We start from the raw sequence: 25,040 nt of genomic DNA, 5'->3' as shown, positions 1-25,040 counted from the left end.
CTGAGCGGGTGTCGGCATCGACGGGTGTGGCTGCGGCGAGCCTAGCGTCCGGCCGCCCGCGCTGGCAGTGCGTTTCGCATCTTGTGGTCGCCCGATCGGCGGAGGGCTACGTCACAGGGGGCGGCCGGCGCGCATCTCCGCGATCAGGCTCGTGACCACGGCGTCGAGCTCGCCGCCATGCCGCCGGGCTGCTGCGCGTTGCCGCTGGTAGGAGGCCCCGCGGCGCAGGATCACGTGCACGGCGTCGAGCTCGGCGGAGCACCCGAGACGTTCCGCGACCGGCGCGAGCTCGACCAGCAGGCCGCGCACCGCGTCGGTGACGAGCTCCTCGTCGCCCGCGGCGTTCACGATGATGATCGCGTCCATGCCGTACCGGGCCGAGCGCCACTTGTTCTCCTGCGCGAACCACGCGGGGATGGCGGGCAGCTCCTCGCCGCGGTCGAGCATCGTCGAGAAGTGCTCAACCAGGCAGTGCGTCAGGGCGGTGAGCGCGGCGACCTCGAGGGGGTTGGACGGGCTGTCGCAGATGCGCGTCTCGAGCGTGCCGAACCGCGGCGAGGGGCGCACATCCCAGCGGACCTCGTCGAACTGGTCGATGACCCCGGTGTGCAGCATGTCGCCGACGTACCCCTCGAGCTCCTCCCAGTGCTCGAACGGGAACGGCAGCCCGGCGGTGGGGAGCTGCTGGAACATCAGCGCCCGGTTCGAGGCGTAGCCGGTGTCGCGCCCGCCCCAGAACGGCGACGCGGCCGACAACGACTGCAGGTGCGCGAAGTAGGTGAGCATGGCCCGCGCGATGGGCAGCACCTTGGCGCGGTCCTCGATGCCGACGTGCACGTGCAGCCCGTAGATGACCATCTGCCGGCCCCACCACTGGGTGCGGTCGATGAGCGTCGCGTAGCGCTGCTTGTCGGTGACCTTCTGCTGGGCCCAGCGCGCGAAGGGGTGGGCCCCGCCGCCCATCAGCTCGACCCGCAGCGGGTCGGTGACGCCGCGCACCTCCGTGATGGCGTTCGCGAGGTCGGCGGTGGCCTGCCCGACGGACCCGCACACCCCCGAGACCACCTCGACGGTGTTGAGCAGCAGCTCTTGGCGGATCGCCGGGTGGTCGCCGCCGTGGTCGGGGCGCACCGCGTCGAGCACCGTCTGGGCGACCTGCCGCAGGTCCCCGGAGTCCTGGTCGACGAGCGCGAGCTCCCACTCGACGCCGAGGCTGGACCGTGCCGAGCGCGCGAACGGCAGCTCGACGCGCGCCCTCACACCGGCTCCACGACGAGCACCTGCTGACGTCCGTCCACCCGTGTCAGGACGATCGTGGACTCCGCGGAGCCGCGCAGCGAGAGCTGGGCGCGGAGCTGCTCGGGGACCACGGCGGTGCCGCGCTTCTTGATGGTCAGGCGGCCGACGTCGCGCTCGCGCAGGTAGGTGCGCAGCCGCTTGAGGCCGAACGGCAGGGTGTCGAGCACGCGGTAGGCCGTCGCCGTCGGGGTCGGGCGCAGCACGTCGGAGGTGACGTAGGCGATGGTGCGGTCCACCAGCCGGCCCTGCACCGCTGTGGCGACCTCGGCGACGAGCCCGGCCCGGATCACGGCGCCGTCGGGCTCGTAGAGGTACCCGCCCACGGGCCCGACGGGCGGGGCGGCAGGGCCGTCGACGCCGCTGCGCAGCACGTGGGCGCCGTCGGGCCGCAGCACGAGCGCGCTGCGGCCGGGGCCGTCGGGGGCGAGTGGCCCGAACCACAACCCGAGCTCGACGACGTCGCCGTCGACGGAGACCCACTGCGCCTCGGCGTCGTTCGGCAAGGCGGAGTGCGGCACCCCCGGGCCGAGTTTGAGGCCGAGGGCGGGGATCCGGGCGCGCAGCCCGAGCACGGCGTCGAGCGGGGGCTCGTAGGCCGCGGGGTCGAACACCCGGCTGCCGGAGGACGTGCGCCGGGCCGGGTCGGCGTAGACCCCGTCGACCCCCTCGGCCTCGAGGTCCACGGCCAGCCCGTCGCCGTGCCGCACCTCCGCCTCGGGGAAGTGGCGCAGGTTCACTGTGGCCACGGACGCGCTGACCTCGTCCAGGTCGACGGCCAGGACGTTGAGGCCGACTCCGGCGAAGGCCATCGAGTCCGCGCCGATGCCGCAGGTCAGGTCGGCCACTGTGGACACCCCGGCCGCGGTGTAGCGGCGCGCGTGGTGGGCGGCGACGGTGAGCCGGGTGGCCTGCTCCAGGCCGGCGGGGGTGAAGAGCATGCCCTCGGCGAAGTCGCCGAACTTGGCGTGGGCCTTGGCGCGGAGCCGGGACTGGGTCAGCGCCGCGGCGATGAGCTCGGGGTCGAGCCCCTCGCGGCGCAGCCGCTCTGACAGCGCCATCGTGCGCCGCTCGTCGTACGGTGGGAGTGCGCTGAGCAACGCCCAGCCGGTCGGGCTGAGGAGCTTGGTGAGACCGGCGGCATCCATGTCGTCGATCCTTTCACGGTGCGCCGTGGGCGTCGGGCGCATGTCGCGACCCTGGTTGCTCGGGGAGGCAAGATTGGCACTCGCCTTGACCGAGTGCTAACCGGTTCCTAGAGTGAACCGTGGCGACGCCCCCTGGGCGGCGTCTACCGCAGAGGCTGACTCTCCGACACCCGCGACGGCGGTGGGTCTGCGCAGCGGCGTCCGACATCACTGAAGAACTCACAAGTGAAGGGGAGGTCCGCAGTGTCGGTCTCCATCAAGCCTCTCGAGGACCGGATCGTCGTCAAGACGCTCGAGGCAGAGCAGACGACCGCCTCGGGTCTGGTCATTCCGGACAGCGCCAAGGAAAAGCCGCAGGAGGGCGAGGTCCTCGCTGTCGGCCCCGGCCGCATCGACGACAACGGCAACCGTGTGCCGCTCGATGTCGCAGTCGGCGACAAGGTCATCTACAGCAAGTACGGCGGCACCGAGGTCAAGTACGCGGGCGAGGAGTACCTCATCCTCTCCGCGCGCGACATCCTCGCGATCGTCGAGAAGTGAGCCCCGGGTCGGCTGAGCTGACCTGAGACACGACGAAGCCCCTCCCGGCCTGGCCGGGAGGGGCTTCGTCGTGTCTGAGGGAGACGGCCGTGCGGTCGGCCTCGCGGCCGGGTGGCGATCGGGTGGCGCGGTCAGATGGCCTTGCGCGAGGGGCGGGCCAGGATCGCGGCGCGCTCGTCCTCGGACAGGCCGCCCCAGACGCCGTACGGCTCGCGCACGGCGAGGGACTGCTCGCGGCACTCCTGGAGCACCGGGCAGGTCGCGCAGATCGCCTTGGCGGCCTCGGCGCGGCGGCGTCGCGCAGATCCGCGCTCGCCCTCCGGATGGAAGAACAGGTTCTCGTCCGCGTCGCGGCAGGAGCCTTCGAACTGCCACTCCCACAGGTCCATCACGGGTCCGGGCAAACGCGAGATCTCGGCCATTGGTCCTCCTCGACGGGTTGCCGGGCCAGTGGCGGCGATGCGCCTGACCCGACCGCATGTGACGTTCGGTCAGCAAGTTGGTCACTTCGTACGGATCGAGACGTTACAACCGCGCCAGAAGTTGTTCAAGTCCCTGTTCGCAACCGCTTCATCCAGGAGCCGTCGTTCAGTCGTTCGGCCGAACGATCTGGACACGCGTTGGCAACCGCGCCACGCCCTGTGCACAATCGGGGCATGGCGACCGACGGACCCCCCTCGGCGCCCACGCCGATCGCGGCGTCCGCCGGAGATGGCCCCGCCCTCACCGTCGCGGCCGTGGCGCGTCGACTGGGCGTGGCGCCCGCGACGTTGCGCACCTGGGACCGCAGGTATGGGCTCGGCCCGTCCGAGCACTCCGCGGGCTCGCACCGCCGGTACACCGCCGACGACGTGGCGCGCTTGCTCGTGATGCGCGGCCTCACGCTCGACGGCGTGGCGCCCTCCGAGGCGGCGCGGGTGGCCCTCGAGTCCGACATCCGCGCCGACGAGGCCGAGCCGTCCCGTCCGCGGCTCGTCTCCGTGGGCGGTGCCGCGGGCGGCGAGGCCCGGGCCCTCGACGGCTCGCGCGCGACTCCGACCCTGGTCATCGACGCCGCACTGCGCGGTGACGAGGCCGCCTGCCGACGGCTCCTCGCGCCGCCCGAGAAGGACGGCTACGAACGCTGGTGGACCGGGCTCGTCGAGCCGGCCCGCGCCGGGCTGGTGGCGCGCACGGTGCTGGCCCGCCCGGGGGAGGACGCCGACGCGCTGGTCGTCGGGGCCGTGCTCGCGGGCCTGCGCGACCGCACGGCGCCCCTCGCGCGGGCCCACGTCGCCGGCCGGCGCGTCGTGCTGCTCATGGCGGCCCCGGACGAGCCGCGCCCGCTGGTGCTGCACGTGCTGGGCGCCGCCCTCGCCGCGCACGGCGTGGACGCCCGGATCGTGGCGGGCCCGGTCGAGCAGCATCGGCTCATCGAGATCGCCGCCATGACCCGCCCGGCCGCGGTGGTGATGGTCAGCGAGCTCGCCAAGCCCGAGCTCGCCGTGGTCGCCGCGCTCGCCGACGCGCAGCCCGACATGCCCCAGTTCGTCGTCCTCGCCGACGACGCCGCAGCCCGCGCGCTCCCGCTCGGGCGATCCGTGCACCGGGCCCGCACCTTCGCCGGAGTGCTGGCCGAGGTGCTCGCCGTGAGCTCCTGAGTCGCAAGCCTGGCTCAACGCCCAAGCCGGGCGGAGGGAACGCATGTAGACGTCTGGGGCCTTTCACCCGCACGGTGGTCTAACGTTGCGCCACGCCGCGTCGATAAAGACTGGTGACAGCGCGCGAGACTCGCGGGCGGCAAGGGAGGGTCCGATGGCTGGAGTCGTGGTCTGTCACGGCTCGACCGTGGTGCGTGAGCGCCTGGTGCTGACTGCCCTCGGAGTCCCGTCACTCGCCCCGGTGCGGTCCGCGGAGACGGCCGAGGAGCTCACCGCCCTCGCACGGCGCATCCCGCCCACAGTGGTGCTGCTCGACGCCCACCTGCCCGGGCCTGGCCCGGTCGAGGCGATCCGCCGGCTGCGGAGCATCGCCCCGGCCGCCACCATCGTGATGCTCGCCGTGCCCGGGGACGAGGTCGCGCTCGATCGGGCGATCTCGTTGGGCGCCCGCGGCTTCCTCGCTCCCGACGTGGGCCGCGCGGAGCTGTCGGCCGTCGCCGCCCATGTGCTGGCCAGCCCGTCCGTCGCCGCCGCCGGCGCCCCGACCGCGATGCGCGCCGAGGCCACCGTCGACCACGTGGACGCGCCCACGCAGCGTGGCGGCCTCGAGGAGGTCGCGCTGACCAAGCGCGAGGTCGAGGTGCTCATCGGCATGAGCAACGGCCGCTCGAACGCCCAGATCGGCGCCGAGCTGTTCCTCTCCGAGGACACCGTCAAGACGCACGCCCGCCGGCTGTTCCGCAAGCTCGGCGCCGCCGACCGCGCGCAGGCCGTCGCGATCGGGCTGCGCCGGGGCCTCATCCGCTGATCTGACGCGCCCGGGGCTCTGTCCAGGGGGTCTTCGTCGCCCCATCGCGGCGACGTATCATCGACGGATGACCGACCTCGGAACCCCTGGATCCCCTGTCCCATCCGACCCGTTCGGGCGGATCGGTCTGACGTATGACGACGTCCTCCTGCTGCCCGGCGAGACCGATGTCATCCCCAGCGAGGTCGACACGACGACCCGGTTGACGCGCGAGATCTCCATCGCGCTCCCGCTCGTCTCGGCCGCGATGGACACCGTCACCGAGGCGCGCATGGCGATCGCGATGGCCCGCCAGGGCGGCATCGGCGTGCTGCACCGCAACCTGTCGATCGAGGCACAGGCGCACCAGGTGGACCTGGTCAAGCGCTCCGAGTCGGGGATGATCACCGACCCCGTCACCATCGGCCCCGACGCGACGCTGGCGCAGCTCGACGAGCTGTGCGGCAAGTACCGAGTCTCCGGGCTGCCGGTCGTCGACCACCAGCAGCGGCTGCTCGGCATCATCACGAACCGCGACCTGCGCTTCGTGCCGCCGGAGGAGTTCGGCACCCGCCTGGTGCGCGACACGATGACGTCGATGCCGCTGGTCACCGCGCCGGTGGGCATCACGCGCGACGACGCCGCCGGGCTGCTGGCCAAGCACAAGGTGGAGAAGCTCCCGCTGGTGGACGCCGCCGGCGTGCTGCAGGGCCTCATCACCGTCAAGGACTTCGTGAAGTCGGAGAAGTACCCGTCGGCGACCAAGGACGGCGAGGGCCGCCTGGTGGTCGGCGCGGCCGTCGGGTTCTTCGGCGACGCGTGGGAGCGGGTCATCGCGCTGGTCGAGGCGGGCGTCGACGTGCTCGTGGTCGACACGGCGAACGGCCACGCGCGACTCATGCTCGACATGGTGCGCCGGCTCAAGAAGGACCCCGCGACGCGCGACGTGCAGATCATCGGCGGCAACATCGCCACCCGCGAGGGCGCGCAGGCGCTCGTCGACGCGGGCGTCGACGCGATCAAGGTGGGTGTGGGCCCGGGCTCGATCTGCACCACGCGCGTGGTGGCGGGCGTCGGCGTGCCGCAGGTGACCGCGATCTACGAGGCGTCGCTGGCGGCCAAGCCCGCGGGCGTCCCGGTGATCGGGGACGGCGGCCTGCAGTACTCGGGCGACATCGCCAAGGCGCTCGTCGCGGGCGCGGACAGCGTCATGCTCGGCGGGCTGCTCGCGGGCTGCGACGAGTCGCCCGGCGACCTCGTCTTCGTCAACGGCAAGCAGTTCAAGCGCTACCGCGGGATGGCCTCGCTCGGCGCCATGCAGTCTCGTGGCGACCGCCGCTCGTACTCCAAGGACCGCTACTTCCAGGGCGACCTGTCGGACGACGAGATCATCACCGAGGGCATCGAGGGCCAGGTGCCCTACCGCGGCCCGCTCGCGGCCGTCGCGCACCAGCTCGTGGGCGGCCTGCACCAGTCGATGTTCTACGTCGGCGCGCGGACGATCCCGCAGTTGCAGGAGCGTGGCAAGTTCGTGCGGATCACCCCGGCCGGGCTCAAGGAGTCGCACCCGCACGACGTGCAGATGGTCTCCGAGGCCCCGAACTACTCGAGCCGCTGACCGCTTGACCGATCGGCTGACCGGCCCGCTGCCGGTCAGCCGACGGGCAGCGGGACCGTCGAGGCGTCCTCACGGCGGCGCGCGAGCCACTGCGGCTCCGGGCCGGGGCCCGTCAGCCCGCGGCCCTGCCGCCACGCGGTGAGGTGCTCGGCCCAGACCCGGTGGGCCTCGGCCTGGTAGTCGTGCAGCGCGGCCAGGTCCAGCGCCGCGAGGTGCGGGAACCGGGTCACGATCTTGTCGAGCACGTCGAGCGTGGCCAGCACGTCGACGTCGGCGGTGTGCAGGCTTCCGGGGTCCACCACCTCGTAGTGCCCGCACAGGTCCACGAGCTTGCGCTTGCCCTTGCGGTAGCGGTCCTCGTGGCGGTCCAGCACGAGCGGGTCGATCACCGGCATCGTGTCGCGCCCCGTGCGCTGGGGCAGGGTGGGCAGCCCGTGGCGCTCGAGCTCCGCGTCGAGCAGGCACAGGTCGAAGCTGGCGTTGTAGGCCACGATCGGGATGTCGCTGAGCAGCGCCTCGGCGATGGCGTCCGCGATCTCCTCGAGGGCGACGACCGGGTCCGCGCCGTGGGCGCGCGCCTGCTCCGTGGTGATGCCGTGGATCGCGCTGGCCCCGGCGGGTATCTCCACACCGGGGTCGATCAGCCACGTCTGGACGTGGACGCCCGAGGCGTCACGGCGCACCAGCGCCGCGGTGACGATGCGGTCGGCGTCGACGTCGACGCCGGTGGTCTCGGTGTCGAAGCCGAGCAGCGGTCCCTGGGTCCAGCTCATGTGCGTCCTCCTCGTGTGGCGCGGCCAGCATGCCATCGGCCGCCCACACGCTCGTCCGCCCGGCCCAGGACGGCGTGTCCGCGGAGCGCGCGCAGCCGGGATGCGGGGCCGTCCGCGCGGTGTGAGGGTGGGAGCCTCCCCACGCCCAGGAGGTCCCGATGCCATCTCTGACCGGAGCCAAGGTCGCGTTCCTCACGAGCATGGCCGGGGTCGAGGACCCCGAGCTCACCGTGCCGTGGACCGCAGTGCTCGACGCGGGCGGCGCCGCGGAGCTCGTGGCGCCCGAGGACGGCGACGTGGCCACCGTCGCGAACGACCTCGACCCGGTCGCGTCGTATCCGGTGAGCCGGCTGCTCGGCGCGGTCGTGGCGGCGGAGTTCGACGCGCTCGTCATCCCCGGCGGCACGGTCAACGCCGACCGGCTGCGGATGCTCCCGGCCGCGCGGGAGCTCGTGCGGGGGTTCGTCGAGGCGGGGAAGCCGGTCGCGGCCATCTGCCACGCCCCGTGGCTGCTCATCGACTCCGGCGTCGTGGACGGCGCCACGCTCACGTCCTACCCGAGCCTGGCCACCGACCTGCGCAATGCGGGCGCCACGTGGGTCGACGCGGAGGTGTCCGTGTGGCAGGAGCGCGGCTGGCCGCTGGTCACCTCGCGCCGGCCGGACGACCTGCCCGCCTTCTGCGCGATGCTGCTCGAGGTCGTGGCGGGGGCTGTGCGCACCTGACCGCGTGGGCACGCCGGTAACCTGGTCACCGTGAGCAACGAGATCGAGATCGGACGCGGCAAGCGCGGTCGGCGCGCATACTCCTTCGACGACGTGGCGGTGGTGCCCTCGCGGCGCACGCGCGACCCCGAGGAGGTCTCCGTCGGCTGGCAGATCGACGCGTATCACTTCGACATCCCGGTGGTGGCCGCGCCGATGGACTCGGTGATGAGCCCCGCGACGGCCGTCGCCCTGGGCCGGGCGGGCGGGCTGGGGGTGCTCGACCTCGAGGGCCTGTGGACGCGGTATGAGAACCCCGAGCCGCTGCTCGCCGAGATCGCGCGGCTCGAGCCGGCGGAGTCGACGGCGCGCATGCAGGAGATGTACGCGGCGCCCATCCAGCCCGAGCTGATCGCGCAGCGGCTCAAGGAGGTCCGGGACGCGGGCGTGACGGTGGCGGGCGCCCTGTCGCCGCAGCGCACGCAGGAGTTCTCCAAGGTCGTCGTGGACGCGGGCGTGGACCTGTTCGTCATCCGCGGCACCACGGTCTCCGCCGAGCACGTCTCCGGCCGGGCCGAGCCGCTCAACCTCAAGCGCTTCATCTACGAGCTGGACGTGCCCGTCATCGTCGGCGGGGCCTCCACCTACACCGCGGCCCTGCACCTGATGCGCACTGGCGCCGCTGGCGTGCTGGTCGGCTTCGGCGGCGGCGCGGCGCACACCACGCGCGTCTCGCTGGGCATCCACGCGCCGATGGCCACCGCCATGGCGGACGTCGCGGCGGCGCGGCGCGACTACCTCGACGAGTCGGGCGGCCGGTACGTGCACGTCATCGCCGACGGCGGCGTCGGGCGCTCGGGCGACCTGGTCAAGGCCATCGCCTGCGGCGCGGACGCGGTCATGCTCGGCGCGGCCCTCGCCCGGGCCACCGAGGCCCCCGGCCAGGGCTGGCACTGGGGCCCCGAGGCGCACCACCCGAAGCTGCCGCGCGGCGAGCGGGTGCGCGTCGGCCAGGCCGGCACGTTCGAGCAGATCCTCTTCGGCCCCGGCCACACGGCCGACGGCACGCTGAACCTCGTGGGCGCGCTGCGCCGTGCGATGGCGATGACGGGCTACTCGGACCTCAAGGAGTTCCAGCGCGTCGAGGTCGTCGTCTCGCCGTACCAGCCGCACTGATCGCGGCGGCGTCGGGGGCGCGGTTCGTCCGCATGGGCCGCGCTCCCGACGTAGCCTCGGTGCATGGCGCACGATCCTGACCCCACCCGGCTGATCGACCCCGAGACCGACCCGCTGGCGACGTACGTGCTCGAGCCCGACGACGTGCGGACGCTGCTCGACCGCGTGGTGACGTCGCCCGGCGCGCAGAGCCGCACCACGCACGCCCCGTACACGGGCGCGCCCATCGCGGCCATCCCGCTGTCGACGCCCGACGACGTGGCGCGCGCGGTCGCCGACGCCCGCCGCGCCCAGCGCACCTGGGAGCGCACCCCGCTGCGCGAGCGCACAGCCGTGCTGCTGCGCCTGCACGACCTGGTCCTCGCGCGGCAGAGCGACGTGCTAGACCTCATCCAGGTGGAGAACGGCAAGTCCCGGCAGAGCGCGTACGAAGAGGTCGCCGACATCGCGATCATCGCCCGGCACTACGCCCACCGCGCCGGCGCCTACCTGGCGCCGCGGCGCGTGCGCGGGCTGCTCCCGGTGTTGACCCGGGTGGACGTGCGGCGCCGCCCGCTCGGCGTGGTCGGCATCGTCGCGCCGTGGAACTACCCGCTGACGCTCACCCTGGGCGACGCGCTCCCCGCCCTGGCCGCCGGGAACGCGGTGGTGGTGCGACCCGACCCCCAGACGTCCCTGACGGCCCTGTGGGCGGCTGAGCAGCTCGAGGAGGCCGGACTGCCGCCGGGTGTGCTGCAGGTCGTCGTGGGGGACGGCGACATCGGCTCCGCGGTGGTCGACCACGTCGACCAGGTGACCTTCACCGGCTCCACGGCCACCGGGCGGCTGGTCGCGGCGCGCGCGGGGGAGCGGCTCATCCCCGCGACCCTCGAGCTGGGCGGCAAGAACCCCCTGTACGTCGCCGAGGACGTCGATGTGGAGGTCGCCGCCGAGGGCGCGGTGCGCGCGTGCTTCTCCAACACCGGCCAGCTCTGCATGTCGATCGAGCGGCTGTACGTGCACGAGGAGGTCGCCGACGCGTTCACCGAGGCGTTCGTGCGGCGCGCCCGCGCGCTGCGGCTCGGCGCGGGCCTCGACTACGCCTCGGACATGGGCTCCCTGACCTCCGCCGCGCAGTTGGCGCGGGTGATCGAGCACGTCGAGGACGCCCTCACCCACGGCGCCCGGGTGCTCGCCGGCGGGGTGCACCGCACTGACCTCGGGCCGCTGTTCTACGAGCCGACGATCCTCGCCGACGTGGCGCCCCAGGCCCGCGTGTTCCGGGACGAGACGTTCGGCCCGGTGGTGTCCCTGTACCGGGTGGCCTCCGACGACGAGGCCGTCGCCGCGATGAACGACAGCGAGTTCGGGCTCAACGCCAGCGTGTGGACCCGCAGCACGCGCCGCGGGGCCGAGATCGCCCGCCGCGTCCGCTCCGGCACCGTGAATGTCAACGAGGCGTACGTCGCCGGCTGGGGCTCCACGGGCGCCCCGCAGGGCGGCCAAGGGCAGTCCGGGCTCGGCCACCGGCACGGCCCCGAGGGCATCTGGCAGACGACGGCGCAGCAGACCGTCGCCGTGCAGCGTGGTGTGCACGGGGTGCTGGGCGGCCCCGGCATCGGGCTGCACCGGCTGTTCGACCTCGGCGCCGAGCAGTGGACGGAGGTCTACACCGACCTGCTGCGCGCGATGAAGGCGCTGAGGCAGCCGTGAGCGACGCGCTGGCTCCGGGCGCTGTGAGCGGGCTGCTGGCCGACGCCGGGCTGCCGCCGCTGCCGCCCGCCGTCCGGGGCGCCGTGGCAGGCGCTGTGAGCCGCTGTGAGGCCGTCTACCGGGTCACGCCGGGGTTCCGGCCGGTGGCCCTGGACGTGCACGTTCCCGAGGCCGCCAGCGCGCCCGGCGACATGGGCGGTGGCGTCCCGCTCGTGGTCTGGGCGCACGGCGGGGGCTGGGAGCAGGGCGACCGCCGCGACACCCCCGGCAACTGGCCCCAGGGGTGGCTCTTCGAGGCGTGCGTCGCGGCCGGGCTGGCTGTCGCGACCCTCGACTACCGGTTCTCGGGGGAGGCCGCCTTCCCCGCCGCGTTCGACGACGTGCGGGCCGGTGTGCGCTACCTGCGCGCCGTGGCGCCCGCCCTCGGCGTCGACGGCAGCCGGATCGCCGTCATGGGGGAGAGCGCCGGCGGCCAGCTGGCCGCGCTCCTGGCGCTGGCCGGCACGGGGGTCGACGTGGACGGGCTGGACGTGGGCGCGACCGACCCCGCCAGCGGGCCCGTCAGCGAGGTGGGCGACGCGTTCGCCGGGCCCGTGCAGGCCGCGGCGCTGCTCTACCCGCCCACCGACTTCACGCCCGCCGCCGCCCCCATCTCGAGCGCCTTCCCGGAAGCGGAGGGCGGAGCCGACGACCGGATGCTCGGCGGCCCTGCCACCGAGCGGCCCGCCGTGGCCATCGCGGCCTCGCCCGTGACGTATGCGCGGCCCGACGCCCCGCCCGTGCTGCTACTGCATGGCGACGCGGACTCGATCGTGCGGCTCGACCAGAGCGTGCGGCTGCGCGACGCGCTGGTCGCCGCGGGGGCGCCCGAGGCGGCCCTGGACGTGGTGGCCGGCGCCGAGCACTGCTTCGAGGGCGTCGACCCCGTGCCGCCGCTCGAGCGCGCGGTGGCCTTCCTCGCGGCCCGCATCGGGGTCTAGGCCGGGACGCACACGACGCCGTGGCCCGGGCGGGCCACGGCGTCGTGTGGTGCGGCGCTGGAGCGCGCCATGACGTGCGAGGTCAGCCCTGGGCTGCCTCGGCGATCGTCGACACCGTGAGCCGGGCGATCGCCAGCTCCTCGGCGGTCGGCACCACGAGCACGAGCGTCTCGGCGCCATCGGGGGAGATGACCGTCACGTCGGACTTGCGGCCCTCGTTGCGCTCCAAGTCGATCGTGTAGCCCAGGCCCTCGAGCCCGGCCAGCGCGTGCGCGCGCACGATGTCGTCGTTCTCGCCGATGCCGGCCGTGAACGACAGGACGTCCACGCGGCCGAGCACGGCGGTGTACGCGCCGATGTACTTGCGCAGGCGGTGGATGTAGACGTCCAGCGCCAGCTTCGCGTCCTCGTCGCCCGCGGCGATCAGCTCGTGCAGGGTGCGGAAGTCGCTCTCGCCGGACAGGCCCTTGACGCCCGAGCGCCGGTTCAGCAGGTCGTCGATGTCGTCAATCGACATGCCCGCGTTCCGGTAGAGGTGGAACACGACGCCCGGGTCGATGTCGCCCGAGCGGGTGCCCATGACCAGGCCCTCGAGGGGCGTCAGGCCCATCGAGGTCTCCACCGCGACGCCACCCTTGACCGCGGACACGGACGCGCCGTTGCCCAGGTGCAGGACGATCTGGTTGAGGTCCTCGAGCGGGCGGCCGACGATGTTCGCGACCTCGGCCGAGACGTACTGGTGCGACGTGCCGTGGGCGCCGTAGCGGCGGATCGAGTACGTGGCGGCCACATCGCGGGGGATCGCGTACGTCGCCGCCGCGTCCGGGAGGGTGCGGAAGAACGACGAGTCGAACACCGCGACCTGCGGCACGTCCGGGAGCAGCTCGCGGGCGACCTCGATGCCGCGGGCGTTCGCCGGGTTGTGCAGCGGCGCCAGCGGCGACAGCGCCTCGATGCCCGCCACCACGGCGTCGTCGATCAGCGCGGGGCCGGCGAACACGTCGCCGCCCTGCACCACGCGGTGGCCCACCGCGACGACGTCCGCCTCGGCCAGGTCCGGGCCGTGCTCGGCGAACAGCTCCAGCACCCGGCGCAGCGCCTGGCCGTGGTCCGCGATCGGCTCGGTGAGCTTCGTGGAGACGCCCGCGTGCTTGTGGGTGAGCAGCGCGTCGTCCGCGCCGATCCGCTCGACGATGCCCGAGGCGATCGCGTCGCCGCCGATCGGGTCGACGAGCTGGTACTTCACCGACGACGAGCCCGAGTTGATGACGAGCACGGTGCCGTGCTCGGTGACGTCGGTCTGCTGGCCCGGCTGGTCGCCGGATCCGTGGAGCGGGTTCACGCGTTGTCCTCCGAGGTGGTGTCCAGGGCCTGCGCCTGGATGGCTGTGATCGCGACGGTGTTGACGATGTCCTGCACCAGTGCGCCGCGCGACAGGTCGTTGACCGGCTTGCGCAGGCCCTGGAGCACGGGGCCGATGGCCACGGCGCCAGCGGATCGCTGCACGGCCTTGTAGGTGTTGTTGCCCGTGTTCAGGTCGGGGAACACGAAGACGGTGGCGCGGCCGGCGACGGCCGAGTCGGGCATCTTCGTGTTGGCCACCGACGCGTCCACCGCGGCGTCGTACTGGATCGGGCCCTCGACCGACAGGTCGGGACGACGCTCGCGGACCAGCGCGGTCGCCTCGCGGACCTTGTCGACGTCGGCGCCCGAGCCGGACTCGCCGGTCGAGTACGACAGCATCGCGATGCGCGGCTCGATGCCGAACTGCGCGGCGGTCGCCGCCGAGGAGATCGCGATGTCCGCGAGCTGCTCGGCCGTCGGGTCCGGGTTCACGGCGCAGTCGCCGTAGACCAGCACGCGGTCCTCCAGGCACATCAGGAACACGCTCGAGACGATCGAGACGCCCGGGGCCGTCTTGATGATCTCGAACGACGGCCGGATGGTGTGCGCGGTGGTGTGCAGCGCGCCCGAGACCATGCCGTCGGCCAGCCCGAGCTCGACCATCATCGTGCCGAAGTACGACACGGACGAGACGATCTCGCGGGCCCGCTCCACGGTCATGCCCTTGTGGGCGCGCAGCTTCGTGTACTCCTCGGCGAAGCGCTCGAACATCTCGCCCGAGCGCGGGTCGATGATCTTCGCGTCGGCGATCTGCAGCCCGAGCTCGGTGGCCCGCGCGCGGATCGACGTCTCGTCGCCCAGCAGCGTCAGCTCCGCGACCCCGCGCTGCAGCAGCGTCGAGGCGGCCCGCAGGATGCGGTCGTCGTTGCCCTCGGGCAGCACGATGTGCTTGCGGTTCGCGCGGGCCCGGTCGAGCAGCTCGTACTCGAACATCAGCGGCGTGACGACCTCGCGGCGCGGCACGTCCAGCGCCGCGACGATCGCGGCGCCGTCCACGTGGCTCTCGAACAGCGACAGCGCGCTGTCCACCTTGCGCTGCGAGTCCGCCGACACCCGGCCGCGGGTCTGCCCGGCGGCGCTGGCACTGCGGAACGTGCCCGCGTCCGTGCGGATGATCGGCAGCCGCGAGCCCAGGCCCTCGACGAGCTTCGCGACCGTCGGCGGCGGGAAGAACCCGCCGTTGAGGATGATGCCGGCCAGCGAGGGGAAGCCCTCGGCGGCGTGGGCCAGCAGCAGGCCCAGCAGGATGTCGGAGCGGTCGCCGGGGGTGATGACCAGCACGCCGTCGTGCAGCCGGTCGAGCAGGTGCTCGATCGACATGGCGCCCACCAGCACGTCCACGACCTCGCGGGAGAGCAGCTCCTCGTCGCCGACGGCCAGCGTGCCGCCCACGGCGTCCATGAGCTGGCGCACCGTGGGCGCGGTGAGGAACGGGTCCTCCGGCAGGGCCCACGCGGGCGCCACGGTGCTGACGGCCTCGCGGACCTGGTCCAGCTCAGCCGGGACGCAACGGTTCGCGACGACGGCCATCACGTTCGCATGGTTGGCCTCGAGCTCGCTGACCGCGACCTCCGTGATCTGCCGCACCTCGTCGGGCGTGCGGCCATTGCCGCTGACCACCAGCAGCACCGGGGCGCCGAGGTTCGCGGCGATGCGCGCGTTGTACGACAGCTCGGTGGGACCGGCGACATCGGTGTAGTCGGTGCCGACGATGATCACCACGTCGCACTGCCGCTCGACCGCGTGGTACCGCTGGAGGATCTCGCCGAGCGAGCCCTCCGGGTCGGCGTGCACCTGGTCGTACGTGACGCCGATGCAGTCCTCGTAGGCCAGGTCGACGCCGTCGTGCGCGAGCAGGAGCTCGAGCACGTAGTCGGGGGTGTCGGTGGAGCGGGCGATCGGCCGGAAGACGCCGACTCGCTCGACCGATCGGGTCAGGAGGTCGACGAGGCCCAGGGCGACGGTGGACTTGCCGGTGTCGCCCTCGGCCGAGGTGACGTAGATGCTGCGAGACACGGGTGTTGCTTCTTCCTCTGAAGAGATCTGCGGGGTGGTGCGGAGGGAACGGCGGGTACGGCTACTCGTTGTCACCGCCCGTCGCCGCTGTGGCGTCGTACATCGGGCCGGCGCCCTCGGTGGCGGTCTCGCCGGCGTCCGGCCACACCCAGTCCCGCACGGACGGCAGGTCCTCGCCGTGCTCCCGGGTGTGCTCGCGGGCCTCGATCCGGGCGTCCGCCATCCGCTGGCGCAGGCCCGCGGCCTTCGAGCGCAGGCTCGGCACCTGGTCGATGACGTCGATCACCAGGTGGAAGCGGTCCAGGTCGTTGAGCATGACCATGTCGAAGGGCGTGGTGGTGGTGCCCTCTTCCTTGTAGCCGCGGACGTGGATGTTCGGGTGGCCGGTGCGGCGGTAGGTGAGCCGGTGGATCAGCCACGGATAGCCGTGGTACGCGAACACGACGGGCTTGTCCGTGGTGAACAGCGTGTCGAAGTCCCGGTCGGACAGGCCGTGCGGGTGCTCCTTCGAGTCCTGCAGCCGCATCAGGTCCACCACGTTGATGACACGCACGCGCAGGTCGGGCAGCTCGCGGCGCAGGATGTCCGCCGCGGCCAGCACCTCGAGGGTCGGCACGTCGCCCGCGCAGCCCAGCACCACGTCCGGGTCCTCGCCGGGGACCTCGTTGCCCGCCCACTCCCAGATGCCCAGGCCGCGCGTGCAGTGCGCGATGGCCTGGTCCATCGTGAGGAAGTTCGGCGCGGGCTGCTTGCCGGACACCACCACGTTCACGTAGTCGCGGCTGCGCAGGCAGTGGTCGTACGTGCTGAGCAGGGTGTTCGCGTCCGGCGGCAGGTACACCCGGACGATCTCCGCCTTCTTGTTGATGACGTGGTCGATGAACCCCGGGTCCTGGTGGCTGAAGCCGTTGTGGTCCTGGCGCCACACGTGGCTGGACAGCAGGTAGTTCAGCGACGCGATGGGACGGCGCCACGGGATCTCCCGCGTCACCTTCAACCACTTGGCGTGCTGGTTGAACATCGAGTCGACGATGTGGATGAAAGCCTCGTAGCAGTTGAACAGCCCGTGGCGCCCGGTCAGCAGGTACCCCTCGAGCCAGCCCTGGCACTGGTGCTCCGAGAGCATCTCCATCACGCGGCCCGCCCGGGCCAGGTGCTCGTCCACCGCCGGGTCCAGGAACTCCGCGTCCCACTGCTTGTCGGTGACCTCGAAGACCGCCTGCAGCCGGTTGGAGGCCGTCTCGTCAGGGCCGAAGATGCGGAAGTTGTGCGGGTTGCGGCGGATGACCTCGGTGAGCCACTCGCCCAGCACGCGCGGCGCCTCCGAGATGGAGCCGCCGGGGGTCGGCACGTCCACCGCGTAGTCCCGGAAGTCCGGCAACCGCAGGTCGCGCAGCAGCAGGCCGCCGTTGGCATGCGGGTTGTCGCTGATCCGCAGCGGGCCGTCCGGGGCCAGCCCCCGGATGTCCGGCTGCACCCTGCCGTCGGCGTCGAACAGCTCCTCGGGCCCATACGAGCGCATCCACTGCTCGAGGGTGGCCAGGTGCTCCTTGGTGTCGCGCGCGCTGGCCAGCGGCACCTGGTGCGCCCGCCACGAGCCCTCGACCTGCTTGCCGTCGATGACCTTCGGGCAGGTCCAGCCCTTGGGGGTGCGGAAGATGATCATCGGCCACGTGGGGCGCGACTCGTCGCCGGCGGCGGCCCGCGCCTTGATGTCGGCGATCTCGTTCATCACCGTGTCGAGCAGCTCGGCGAACCGCGCGTGATACGACAGCGGCGACTCGTCGTCGAAGCCCGCGACGAACATGTGCGGCTTGTGGCCGTAGCCCCGCATCAGGTCCAGCAGCTCCGAGTCCGGGATCCGCGCCAGCACCGTCGGGTTCGCGATCTTGTACCCGTTCAGGTGCAGGATCGGCAGCACCACCCCGTCGTTCACCGGGTGCACGAACTTGTTGGAGTGCCAGCTCGTGGCCAGTGGGCCCGTCTCCGCCTCGCCGTCGCCGATGACGGCCGCGACCAGCAGGTCCGGGTTGTCGAACGCGGCGCCGTACGCGTGGGACAGCGAGTAGCCGAGCTCGCCGCCCTCATGGATGGACCCCGGCGTCTCCGGCGCGACGTGGCTGGGGATGCCGCCCGGGAACGAGAACTGCCGGAACAGCCGCCGCAGGCCCTCGGCGTCCTCGGTGATGTCCGAGTAGACCTCGGAGTACGTGCCGTCCAGGTACGCGTTCGCGACGAGCCCCGGGCCGCCGTGGCCCGGCCCCGTCACATACAGGGTGGACTGGTGGCGCTCGCGGATCATCCGGTTGAGGTGCGCGTACAGGAAGTTCAGGCCGGGGGTGGTGCCCCAGTGGCCCAGCAGGCGCGGCTTGACGTCGTCGACGGTGAGCGGCGTGCGCAGCAGCGGGTCGTCGAGCAGGTAGATCTGCCCGACGGACAGGTAGTTGGCGGCGCGCCACCACCTGTGGACGACCTCCAGCGTCTCGGGCCCGACGACCGGGCCCCCCATCGGCCAGCTCTGGTGCGACGTGGTCGGTGGCGCCGTGGTGCTCATGCAGTCCCGCCTTTCGTCCTGCCCCGTGGCCGCGGCGTCGGAGGCATGCCAAGCCTTGCGTCTATCACGACGGTCGACTGGGACGTCTGACCCAGGACCGCGCTCCGAGTCCTTCTGTCATACAACCCCATGCGGCGACTCCGCGCACAGCCCGGTGCTGGGGCCCCGCGGGCTGCGGCCCAGGTCGGGCCGTGTTCCCGCGCCCACCAGCACGATCGCGTGTGGTCGAACTCACCGTCTGCGCGCGGGCCGTCGCCCGCGTTCGGGCCGTCGCGCGCGGCCACGGGTGTCGCGGCCGTCACACTGGCCGATACCCGGCCGAGCCCGGCCACCTGCGGGCACGGCCCCGGGTTACCGTGAGCCGTGCCCGCGACCCAGCCCCCCGCGACACCCCCGACAGGTGCGCCGCAGCCCGTGTCCGCGACGACGCGACACGCGGAGCCCACCACGTTCCTGCGCGCCGCGACACGGCCCCGGATGCTCGCGCTGCTGGCAGTGCTCCTGCTGGCAGCCGTGGTGTGCGCGCGCCTGGGGATGTGGCAGCTCGACCGGGCCGAGATCCGGGGCGGCGCCGACGAGGCCCAGGCGCAGGCCGAGCGCGAGGCGCGGGCCCCGCAGGACATCGGGGACGTGTTCGCCCCCCAGACGAGCTTCACCGGCGAGCTCGTCGGCCAGCAGGTGGTGGCGCGCGGCTCCTACGAGCCCGACGGCCAGCTCCTCGTGGTGGAGCGGGCGATCGGCGAGGAGGTGGGCTACCTGGTGCTCACACCGCTGCGGGTCACCGACACCCTGCCGTCCACCCCCGGCGACGACGCGGGGGAGGCGGCGCCCGTGCTGCCCGTGGTGCGCGGCTGGGTGGCCGACCCCGACGACGCCGCGGCGCTCGCGGTCCCCACCGGAGAGGTCACAGTCACCGGCTACTTGCAGGCCTCAGAGGGCCCAGGGCTCGGCGGGCAGCCCGCGGGCCGGGTCGACGCGATCAGCTCCGCCGAGCTGCTCGGCTCCTGGGCCGGGCCCATCTGGACGGGTTACGTCGTCCTCGCCGACGCCGAGCCCGCGGACGCCGCGCACAGCGCCGGGCTGGAGCTCGTGCCGACGCCCACCCGATCAGGCTCGGGGATGAACATCCAGAACCTCGCGTACGCCGCCCAGTGGTGGATCTTCGGCGGGTTCGCGCTCTTCGTGTGGATCCGCCTGGTCCGCGACGAGGCCGCGGGCGACGGGCCGGCGCCGGTGGAGCCCGTGGACCCGGCCGAGCCGGTGGGCGAGCCCGGTGCGGTCACCCAGCAGACGGGCGCCTCCGCAGCTCCTTGACCGCGCGCCGGCGCTGCTCGCCCTGGGCGCGGCGCTGCCGCGAGGCGCGGCTGGCCCGCGTCGGGCGGCGCGGTGGCGGAGGTGGCGCGAGCGCGTCGTCCAGCAGGGCCTGCGCCCGGGCCAGCGCGGCCTCGCGGTTGCGCAGCTGGGAGCGGTGCTCCGACGCGGCGACGGTGAGCACGTCGTCGTCCAACCGGGTGGCCAGCCGCTCGCGCACCCGCTCGAGCTGGGCGGGGCTCGTCCAGGCGATCGCTGTGAGGTCCACCGACAGCTCGACCCGCGAGTCGGCGGTGTTCACCGACTGGCCGCCGGGCCCGCTGGAGCGCGAGAAACGCCACGCGAGCGCCTCGGGCATGAGCGTGGCGCCACCGCGCAGCCGACGTGATCCGAACATGCGTCCAGGATTCGCTACCGCAGGGGGGTCTGTCACGGGCATACTCGCAGCGCTGGGTCCAGGTCCCGGCGTCGCACCGTCGAAGGAGACCGCGTGTTCGTCAGGTCGTATGAGCCTTTCGACCGGCAGGACGTGTACGACGTGTGTGTGCGCACGGGCGCCGCGGGGTCGGATGCTCGCGGGTGGTACAGCGACGACGACCTGCTGCCGGACGTCTACGCCGGGCCCTACCTGCACCTGGAGCCCGAGCTCGCGTTCGTGCTCGACGACGGCGACCGCGCCGTGGGCTACGTGCTCGGCACCGCCGACACGCAGGGGTGGGCGGCCGCGTACCGCCGGCACTGGCTTCCGCTCGTCGCCGCGCGCCACCCCCGGGTGGACGAGCCGGCCACGGCCGAGGACAGGCTGGTCGACCAGCTCCACCACCCCGAGCAGAACGTGCGCGAGGCGCTCGCCGACTACCCGGCGCACCTGCACATCGACCTGCTGCCGGAGCACCAGGGCGCGGGCCACGGGCGTGAGCTGATGCGGGCCTTCCTCGGCGCGCTCGCCGAGCGGGGCGTCGCCGCCGTGCACCTGGGCGTCGCGGCGGAGAACCTCGGCGCGCAGCGGTTCTACGCCCGGCTCGGCTTCCACCGGATCGAGGCGGCGAGCGATGCCGACGTGACGTACCTGGGGCGCCTCACCGACGTGCCCGTCTGAGCGAGGCCCCGCGCCACACGCACGGGGACCCGCTCAGTCGCTCTGCCAAGAGTCAGTCGCTCCGCCAGGAGTCAGTCGCTCTGCCAGGAGCGCCACAACGCCGCGTACTCGCCGCCCGCCGCGACCAGCTCGTCATGTGAGCCGATCTCGGTGATGCGGCCGCTGTCGACCACCGCCACCCGGTCCGCGTCGTGCGCGGTGTGCAGGCGGTGCGCGATGGCCACGACGGTGCGCCCCTCGAGCACCGCGGACAGCGACCGCTCCAGGTGGCGGGCCGCGCGCGGGTCCAGCAGTGACGTCGCCTCGTCGAGCACCAGGGTGTGGGGGTCGAGCAGCACCAGCCGCGCGAGGGCCATCTGCTGGGCCTGCGCGGGTGTCAGGGACGTCCCGCCCGAGCCGACCACCGTGCCGAGCCCGTCGGGCAGGGCCTCGACCCAGTCCCAGGCGTCCACGGCCCGCAGCGCCCGCTCGAGGGCGTCGTCGTCGGCGTCGTCCGCCGCGAGGCGCAGGTTCTCGGCGATGGTGCCGACGAAGACGTGGTGCTCCTGGGTGACGAGCGCGACGTGGCCGCGCAACGCGTCGAGCGGCAGTTCCACGAGCGGCACCCCGCCGACGCTCACGGAGCCGCCGGTGGGCGGGTGCACCCCCGCGAGCATGCGGCCGAGCGTCGACTTGCCGGCGCCCGACGGGCCGACGACGGCGAGCCGCTCGCCGACCCGCAGGTCGAGGTCGACGCCGTGCAGCACGTCATGGCCCTCGCGGTAGGCGTAGCGCACCCCTCGGCCGACCAGGTGCTCGTCGACCGGCTGGTCCTCGCCGCGCTGGCGGTCCGGGGGGACGTCCGCGACGCCCACGATGCGCGCGAGCGACGTGGCGCCCACCTGGATCTCGTCGAGCCAGAAGATCAGCTCGCCGATGGGCCGGATGACCTGCACCGCGTACAGCGCGATCGTGGTGACCGCGCCGACGGTCGCCTGGCCCGTCGAGATCAGGTGGGCGCCCCAGGCGAGCACCCCCACCACGGGCAGCAGGAACGCGAGGTCGATGCCGGGGAACAGGATGGTGCGCAGCCACAGCGTGCGCTTCTCCGCCTCGAAGGCCGTGCCGATGTCCCGGTTGAGCCGGGCCCGTCGGCGCGCCCCGAGCCCGAGCGCGTCGATGGTGCGCGCCCCCTCCACCGACTCGGTGATGGAGCCGCTGATCGTGGCGTAGGACGCGCCCTCGGCCAGATAGGCCGGGGTGGCCCGGCGCAGGTACCAGCGGCACACCGCGAGGAGCACCGGGGCGCCGGCGAACAGCGCGACGGCGACCAGCAGGTTGGTGGCCAGCGCCGCGACGACCGTCAGCACGATCGTCACGACCGTCACCAGCACCCGGGGGACGCCGAACCGGACGGTGTGCTGCACCCGGTCGATGTCGGTGGTGGTGCGCGAGACCAGGTCGCCCGTCCCGGCCCGCTCCACCGTGGACAGCGGCAGCCGCGTGACGGTGGTGAGGAACTCCTCGCGGAGCTCCGCGAAGACCGTCTCGCCGAGCACCATCGCGGAGCGCTGCGCGTACCGGACGAGCCCGGTCTGCGCGAGCACGGCGATCGCCAGCACGGCGACGGTGCGGTTGACGTAGGCGCCGTCGGCGCCCTCGGACACGGCGTCGACCAGCCGGCCGAGCAGCCACGGGCCGGCCAGCCCGGCGCTCGCGGCCAGGGCGTTGAGCAGCACCACCCAGAGCAGCGCGCGGCGGTGCTGGCCGAGCAGCCGGCCGGTGTGGCGGCGCAGCGTGGGTCCGTCAGCGACGGGCAGCTTCACGGCTGTCCTCCTTGGTCGGCGCGACGCCGGTCGTGGTGGGGTGGGCGGCGTCCTCGCCCGAGGTGCGGGAGACGACGGCGCGGTAGGCCTGCGCGGCGGAGTCGTGGCCGTCCATCAGCTCGCGGTGGCGGCCCCGGGCGACGAGGCGCCCGTCGACGAGCAGAGCGACCTCGTCGGCCACGTCGAGCACCAGGGGGCTCGCGGTGACCAGCACTGTGGTGCGGCCGGCGCGGGCGCGCGCGAGGCGTTGCGCGATCCGGGACTCGGTGTGCGCGTCGACGGCGCTGGTGGGCTCGACGAGCACGAGCACCTCCGCCTCGGTGAGCAGCGCCCTCGCGAGGGCGACCCGCTGCCGTTGGCCGCCTGACAGGGAGCGGCCCTTCTCCTCGACCTCGCCGGCGAGGCCGCCGGGCACGGAGTCGAGAACGTCCGCGGCGTCGGCCACGTGCAGCGCGGCGAGCATGTCGGCCTCGGTGGCGCGGCCGCGCACGTCGAGCTCCTCGGCGAGGGGGCCGGTGAACAGGGTGGGGGTGGACTCCGCGACGACGATGCGCTCGCGGACCTCGGCCAGGGGCAGGTCGTCGAGCGCGGCTCCGCCCCAGCGCACGGCCGGCCGCGTCCCGGACTCGGCGGCGTCGGGGGCGCCGAACCGGCCGATCCGCAGCGCGAGCGCCGCCGACTCGTCAGGGTCGGCGCTCACCAGCGCCAGCAGCAGGCCGGGCCGCACGGTGAGCCCACTGGCCTCGTCGACGATCTCGTCGCCGGGCCCCGGGCTCGCCGCGCCGTGGCCCGCGTCGTCGCCCGTGCCCACGCTGTCGGCGACGGCGGGAACGCGGAGCACCGCGAGCATCTTGCGGGTGCCGACCACCACGCGCGTGACGATCCGCATCATCTCGACGGCGGTCCACAGCGGCTGGGTGAGGTACGCGGCGAAGCCGTAGCACGCCACGAGCTGCCCGGTGGTGATCTCGCCGGCGATGGCCAGGTGGGAGCCCATCCACACGACGATCGCGAGGAAGGCTCCGGGCAGCAGCGTCTGCAGCGCGTCGAGCAGCGACTGCGTCTGCGCGACGTGCACGCCGGCTATGCGGACCCGCTGGGACTGCGCGCGGTAACGCCCGGCGAAGACCTCCTCGCCGCCGATGCCGCGCAGGATGCGCAGCCCGGAGACGGTGTCGGCCCCCAGGGTCGTGAGCCGCCCCTGGGCCTCGCGCTGGGCGAGCTGGCGTCGTTGCAGCGGCTTGACCAGGAATGCCAGGGAGACGACGACGACGGGCAGTCCGAGCAGCACGAGCAGCCCCAGCGGGGTGGACGTGCGCATCAGCACCACGGCGATCACCGCGTAGGCGGCCACCGAGCCGATGGCCCGTGCCGTGTTGGCGTACAGCTCGCCGAGCCAGTGGCTGTCGGTGGCGACGGTGGCCACGACCTCGCCGGTGGGCAGCTCGGCGGTGACCCGGTCGCCGGTGCGGGTCACGTGGTGCCCCACGAGCTGGGAGGTGCGGTAGGCCGAGCGCAGCCAGTTCTCGACGTCCAGGCGGTGCCCCCACACGTTCGCGACGAGTTGGACCAGGCCGACGGCGGCGAGCACCGCGCAGCCCTTCCACAGCTCCGCGCCCAGGCCGTCCTCGAGCCCTCCGTCGACGATCTGGCCCACCAGGTACGGCATGACAGCTGCCGCGACCGCCCCGACGATCCCGACGGCGACGCCAGCCGTCAGCAGGCCCGCCTGCCGCCGTGCGACCCACCAGAGGAAGGCCGCAGGGGAGGAGAGCGGAGGGGTGCCGGGATCGGGCACGGGCAGTTGACGCACGTCGGCCACCGTACGGGCAGGCGCCCACACGCCCGAAGCCTTTTCCGGCGGGGCGGGCGAGCCGCCCGCGTCGACCCCAGAGCCTCCGGCCGGCGCGCCCCGCACTAGGCCCCGTGCCTCAAATCCAGGCGCCCTGCTGGGCCTCGGGCTGGGCCCGGGGGCCTACGGCGATGCGCCCCGTGGTCCACCAGGCTGGAACCGTGATGGGTCACTCTTGGGGTGCGGCACGCTCGGCAGGGACGCCGAGCGTGACGACGCTCCCCGCGCGCAGCCCCCAGCGGGCGAAGCTGCCCACCGGCGCCTCGAGCACCGCGTGCCCACCGCGCACCGGGGCCGTCGCGCGCCATGGGCGCAGCACGGTGGTCGCGAGCACGGCGCCGTCCGCCGCGAGCACCGCCACGTCGAGCGGCTCCCGCATGCCGATGCCGTGCACCGAGTTCTCCGGCCTCAGCACCAGGGCCTCGGGCAACGGGCGACGGCCGAGCAGGCCTCTCAGGCGCCGCGCCCAGGTGTCGGCGACCTCGCCCTGGGCGACGACCCGCCCGTCGATCGACAGCGGGACGACGGGGTTGGTCACGGTTCCTCCGAGGTGTGGCGCGATGTGGGCATTCGTGTCAGATGTCCACTCCCGCGGCTGACGGGGGTGCGGCCATACGGGGGATTCCTCCGTCTCGCCGTGCATCC

The 25,040-nt window shown here is 73.5% G+C and carries 21 protein-coding genes; 10 read left to right on the top strand and 11 right to left on the bottom strand.

Annotated elements, in window-relative coordinates:
- Positions 1-111: 111 nt before the first annotated feature.
- On the bottom strand, positions 112-1,260 hold the full coding sequence (locus QUV83_RS12915) for a glutamate--cysteine ligase (RefSeq protein WP_289565031.1): 1,149 nt from the start codon (positions 1,258-1,260) through the stop codon (positions 112-114).
- Positions 1,257-2,444: a class I SAM-dependent methyltransferase gene (locus QUV83_RS12910; protein WP_289565029.1), complete on the bottom strand. Its 1,188-nt coding sequence runs from the start codon at positions 2,442-2,444 to the stop codon at positions 1,257-1,259. Before QUV83_RS12910 ends, QUV83_RS12915 begins: the two co-directional genes overlap by 4 nt.
- A gap of 243 nt (positions 2,445-2,687) precedes the next feature.
- Between QUV83_RS12910 and groES the strand changes: the two genes are divergently transcribed.
- Positions 2,688-2,984 (top strand): co-chaperone GroES, encoded by a 297-nt coding sequence (gene groES, locus QUV83_RS12905; protein WP_227570362.1) that lies wholly within the window; start codon positions 2,688-2,690, stop codon positions 2,982-2,984.
- A gap of 131 nt (positions 2,985-3,115) precedes the next feature.
- On the opposite strand, the gene QUV83_RS12900 is transcribed toward groES, so the two are convergent.
- On the bottom strand, positions 3,116-3,406 hold the full coding sequence (locus QUV83_RS12900) for a WhiB family transcriptional regulator (protein WP_289565026.1): 291 nt from the start codon (positions 3,404-3,406) through the stop codon (positions 3,116-3,118).
- A gap of 234 nt (positions 3,407-3,640) precedes the next feature.
- On the opposite strand from QUV83_RS12900, the gene QUV83_RS12895 reads away from it, so the two are divergent.
- The 3 genes from QUV83_RS12895 to guaB all read left to right on the top strand — a co-directional run bounded on the left by QUV83_RS12895 (position 3,641) and on the right by guaB (position 7,029).
- A complete protein-coding gene (locus QUV83_RS12895) occupies positions 3,641-4,624 on the top strand; it encodes a MerR family transcriptional regulator (RefSeq protein WP_289565024.1) in 984 nt (327 codons plus the stop codon).
- Positions 4,625-4,778: 154 nt separating this feature from the next.
- The gene (locus tag QUV83_RS12890) at positions 4,779-5,432 is read left to right on the top strand and encodes a response regulator transcription factor (RefSeq protein ID WP_289565022.1); all 654 of its coding nucleotides are present in this window, start codon (positions 4,779-4,781) and stop codon (positions 5,430-5,432) included.
- Positions 5,433-5,499: 67 nt separating this feature from the next.
- Positions 5,500-7,029, top strand: a complete 1,530-nt coding sequence (guaB, locus tag QUV83_RS12885) for an IMP dehydrogenase (protein ID WP_289565020.1) — start codon at positions 5,500-5,502, stop codon at positions 7,027-7,029.
- A 35-nt stretch (positions 7,030-7,064) separates the two neighbouring features.
- Here guaB and QUV83_RS12880 read toward each other — a convergent pair whose 3' ends face one another.
- Positions 7,065-7,802 (bottom strand): exonuclease domain-containing protein, encoded by a 738-nt coding sequence (locus QUV83_RS12880; protein WP_289565018.1) that lies wholly within the window; start codon positions 7,800-7,802, stop codon positions 7,065-7,067.
- A gap of 158 nt (positions 7,803-7,960) precedes the next feature.
- Here QUV83_RS12880 and QUV83_RS12875 point away from each other — a divergent pair, with 158 nt between their 5' ends.
- The 4 genes from QUV83_RS12875 to QUV83_RS12860 all read left to right on the top strand — a co-directional run bounded on the left by QUV83_RS12875 (position 7,961) and on the right by QUV83_RS12860 (position 12,354).
- Positions 7,961-8,527, top strand: coding sequence for a DJ-1/PfpI family protein (locus QUV83_RS12875; protein WP_289565017.1), 567 nt, complete (start codon positions 7,961-7,963; stop codon positions 8,525-8,527).
- A gap of 30 nt (positions 8,528-8,557) precedes the next feature.
- A complete protein-coding gene (locus QUV83_RS12870) occupies positions 8,558-9,682 on the top strand; it encodes a GuaB3 family IMP dehydrogenase-related protein (protein WP_289565015.1) in 1,125 nt (374 codons plus the stop codon).
- A gap of 63 nt (positions 9,683-9,745) precedes the next feature.
- A complete protein-coding gene (locus QUV83_RS12865) occupies positions 9,746-11,374 on the top strand; it encodes a succinic semialdehyde dehydrogenase (RefSeq protein WP_289565014.1) in 1,629 nt (542 codons plus the stop codon).
- The gene (locus tag QUV83_RS12860; protein ID WP_289565013.1) at positions 11,371-12,354 is read left to right on the top strand and encodes an alpha/beta hydrolase; all 984 of its coding nucleotides are present in this window, start codon (positions 11,371-11,373) and stop codon (positions 12,352-12,354) included. Before QUV83_RS12865 ends, QUV83_RS12860 begins: the two co-directional genes overlap by 4 nt.
- Before the next feature lie 82 nt (positions 12,355-12,436).
- Here the strand turns inward: QUV83_RS12860 and QUV83_RS12855 are convergent, their stop codons facing one another.
- The 3 genes from QUV83_RS12855 to QUV83_RS12845 form a co-directional block, all read right to left on the bottom strand.
- On the bottom strand, positions 12,437-13,696 hold the full coding sequence (locus QUV83_RS12855; protein ID WP_289565011.1) for an acetate kinase: 1,260 nt from the start codon (positions 13,694-13,696) through the stop codon (positions 12,437-12,439).
- Positions 13,693-15,774, bottom strand: coding sequence for a phosphate acetyltransferase (gene pta, locus QUV83_RS12850; RefSeq protein ID WP_289565009.1), 2,082 nt, complete (start codon positions 15,772-15,774; stop codon positions 13,693-13,695). The genes QUV83_RS12855 and pta overlap by 4 nt, the downstream gene beginning before the upstream one ends.
- 61 nt (positions 15,775-15,835) lie before the next feature.
- Positions 15,836-18,328 (bottom strand): phosphoketolase family protein, encoded by a 2,493-nt coding sequence (locus QUV83_RS12845; RefSeq protein WP_436231918.1) that lies wholly within the window; start codon positions 18,326-18,328, stop codon positions 15,836-15,838.
- A gap of 414 nt (positions 18,329-18,742) precedes the next feature.
- On the opposite strand from QUV83_RS12845, the gene QUV83_RS12840 reads away from it, so the two are divergent.
- A complete protein-coding gene (locus tag QUV83_RS12840) occupies positions 18,743-19,642 on the top strand; it encodes an SURF1 family protein (protein ID WP_289565007.1) in 900 nt (299 codons plus the stop codon).
- Here QUV83_RS12840 and arfB read toward each other — a convergent pair.
- Positions 19,608-20,036 (bottom strand): alternative ribosome rescue aminoacyl-tRNA hydrolase ArfB, encoded by a 429-nt coding sequence (gene arfB, locus QUV83_RS12835; RefSeq protein ID WP_289565005.1) that lies wholly within the window; start codon positions 20,034-20,036, stop codon positions 19,608-19,610. The genes QUV83_RS12840 and arfB overlap by 35 nt on opposite strands.
- 93 nt (positions 20,037-20,129) lie before the next feature.
- Between arfB and QUV83_RS12830 the strand changes: the two genes are divergently transcribed.
- Positions 20,130-20,738, top strand: coding sequence for a GNAT family N-acetyltransferase (locus QUV83_RS12830; RefSeq protein WP_289565004.1), 609 nt, complete (start codon positions 20,130-20,132; stop codon positions 20,736-20,738).
- 71 nt (positions 20,739-20,809) lie between these two features.
- Here QUV83_RS12830 and QUV83_RS12825 read toward each other — a convergent pair whose 3' ends face one another.
- The 3 genes from QUV83_RS12825 to QUV83_RS12815 all read right to left on the bottom strand — a co-directional run bounded on the left by QUV83_RS12825 (position 20,810) and on the right by QUV83_RS12815 (position 24,933).
- Positions 20,810-22,543 carry an ABC transporter ATP-binding protein gene (locus QUV83_RS12825; RefSeq protein ID WP_289565002.1) on the bottom strand — a complete coding sequence of 578 codons (1,734 nt, stop codon included), beginning with the start codon at positions 22,541-22,543 and terminating at the stop codon, positions 20,810-20,812.
- Positions 22,524-24,356 (bottom strand): ABC transporter transmembrane domain-containing protein, encoded by a 1,833-nt coding sequence (locus QUV83_RS12820; protein WP_289565001.1) that lies wholly within the window; start codon positions 24,354-24,356, stop codon positions 22,524-22,526. Before QUV83_RS12820 ends, QUV83_RS12825 begins: the two co-directional genes overlap by 20 nt.
- Positions 24,357-24,564: 208 nt before the next feature.
- Positions 24,565-24,933, bottom strand: coding sequence for a DUF192 domain-containing protein (locus QUV83_RS12815; protein ID WP_289564999.1), 369 nt, complete (start codon positions 24,931-24,933; stop codon positions 24,565-24,567).
- Positions 24,934-25,040: the final 107 nt, after the last annotated feature.

This window comes from Cellulomonas cellasea (assembly GCF_030372105.1).
Classification (GTDB): Bacteria; Actinomycetota; Actinomycetes; order Actinomycetales; family Cellulomonadaceae; genus Cellulomonas_A; species Cellulomonas_A cellasea_A.
This window is presented reverse-complemented; position numbering and strand designations above follow the sequence as displayed.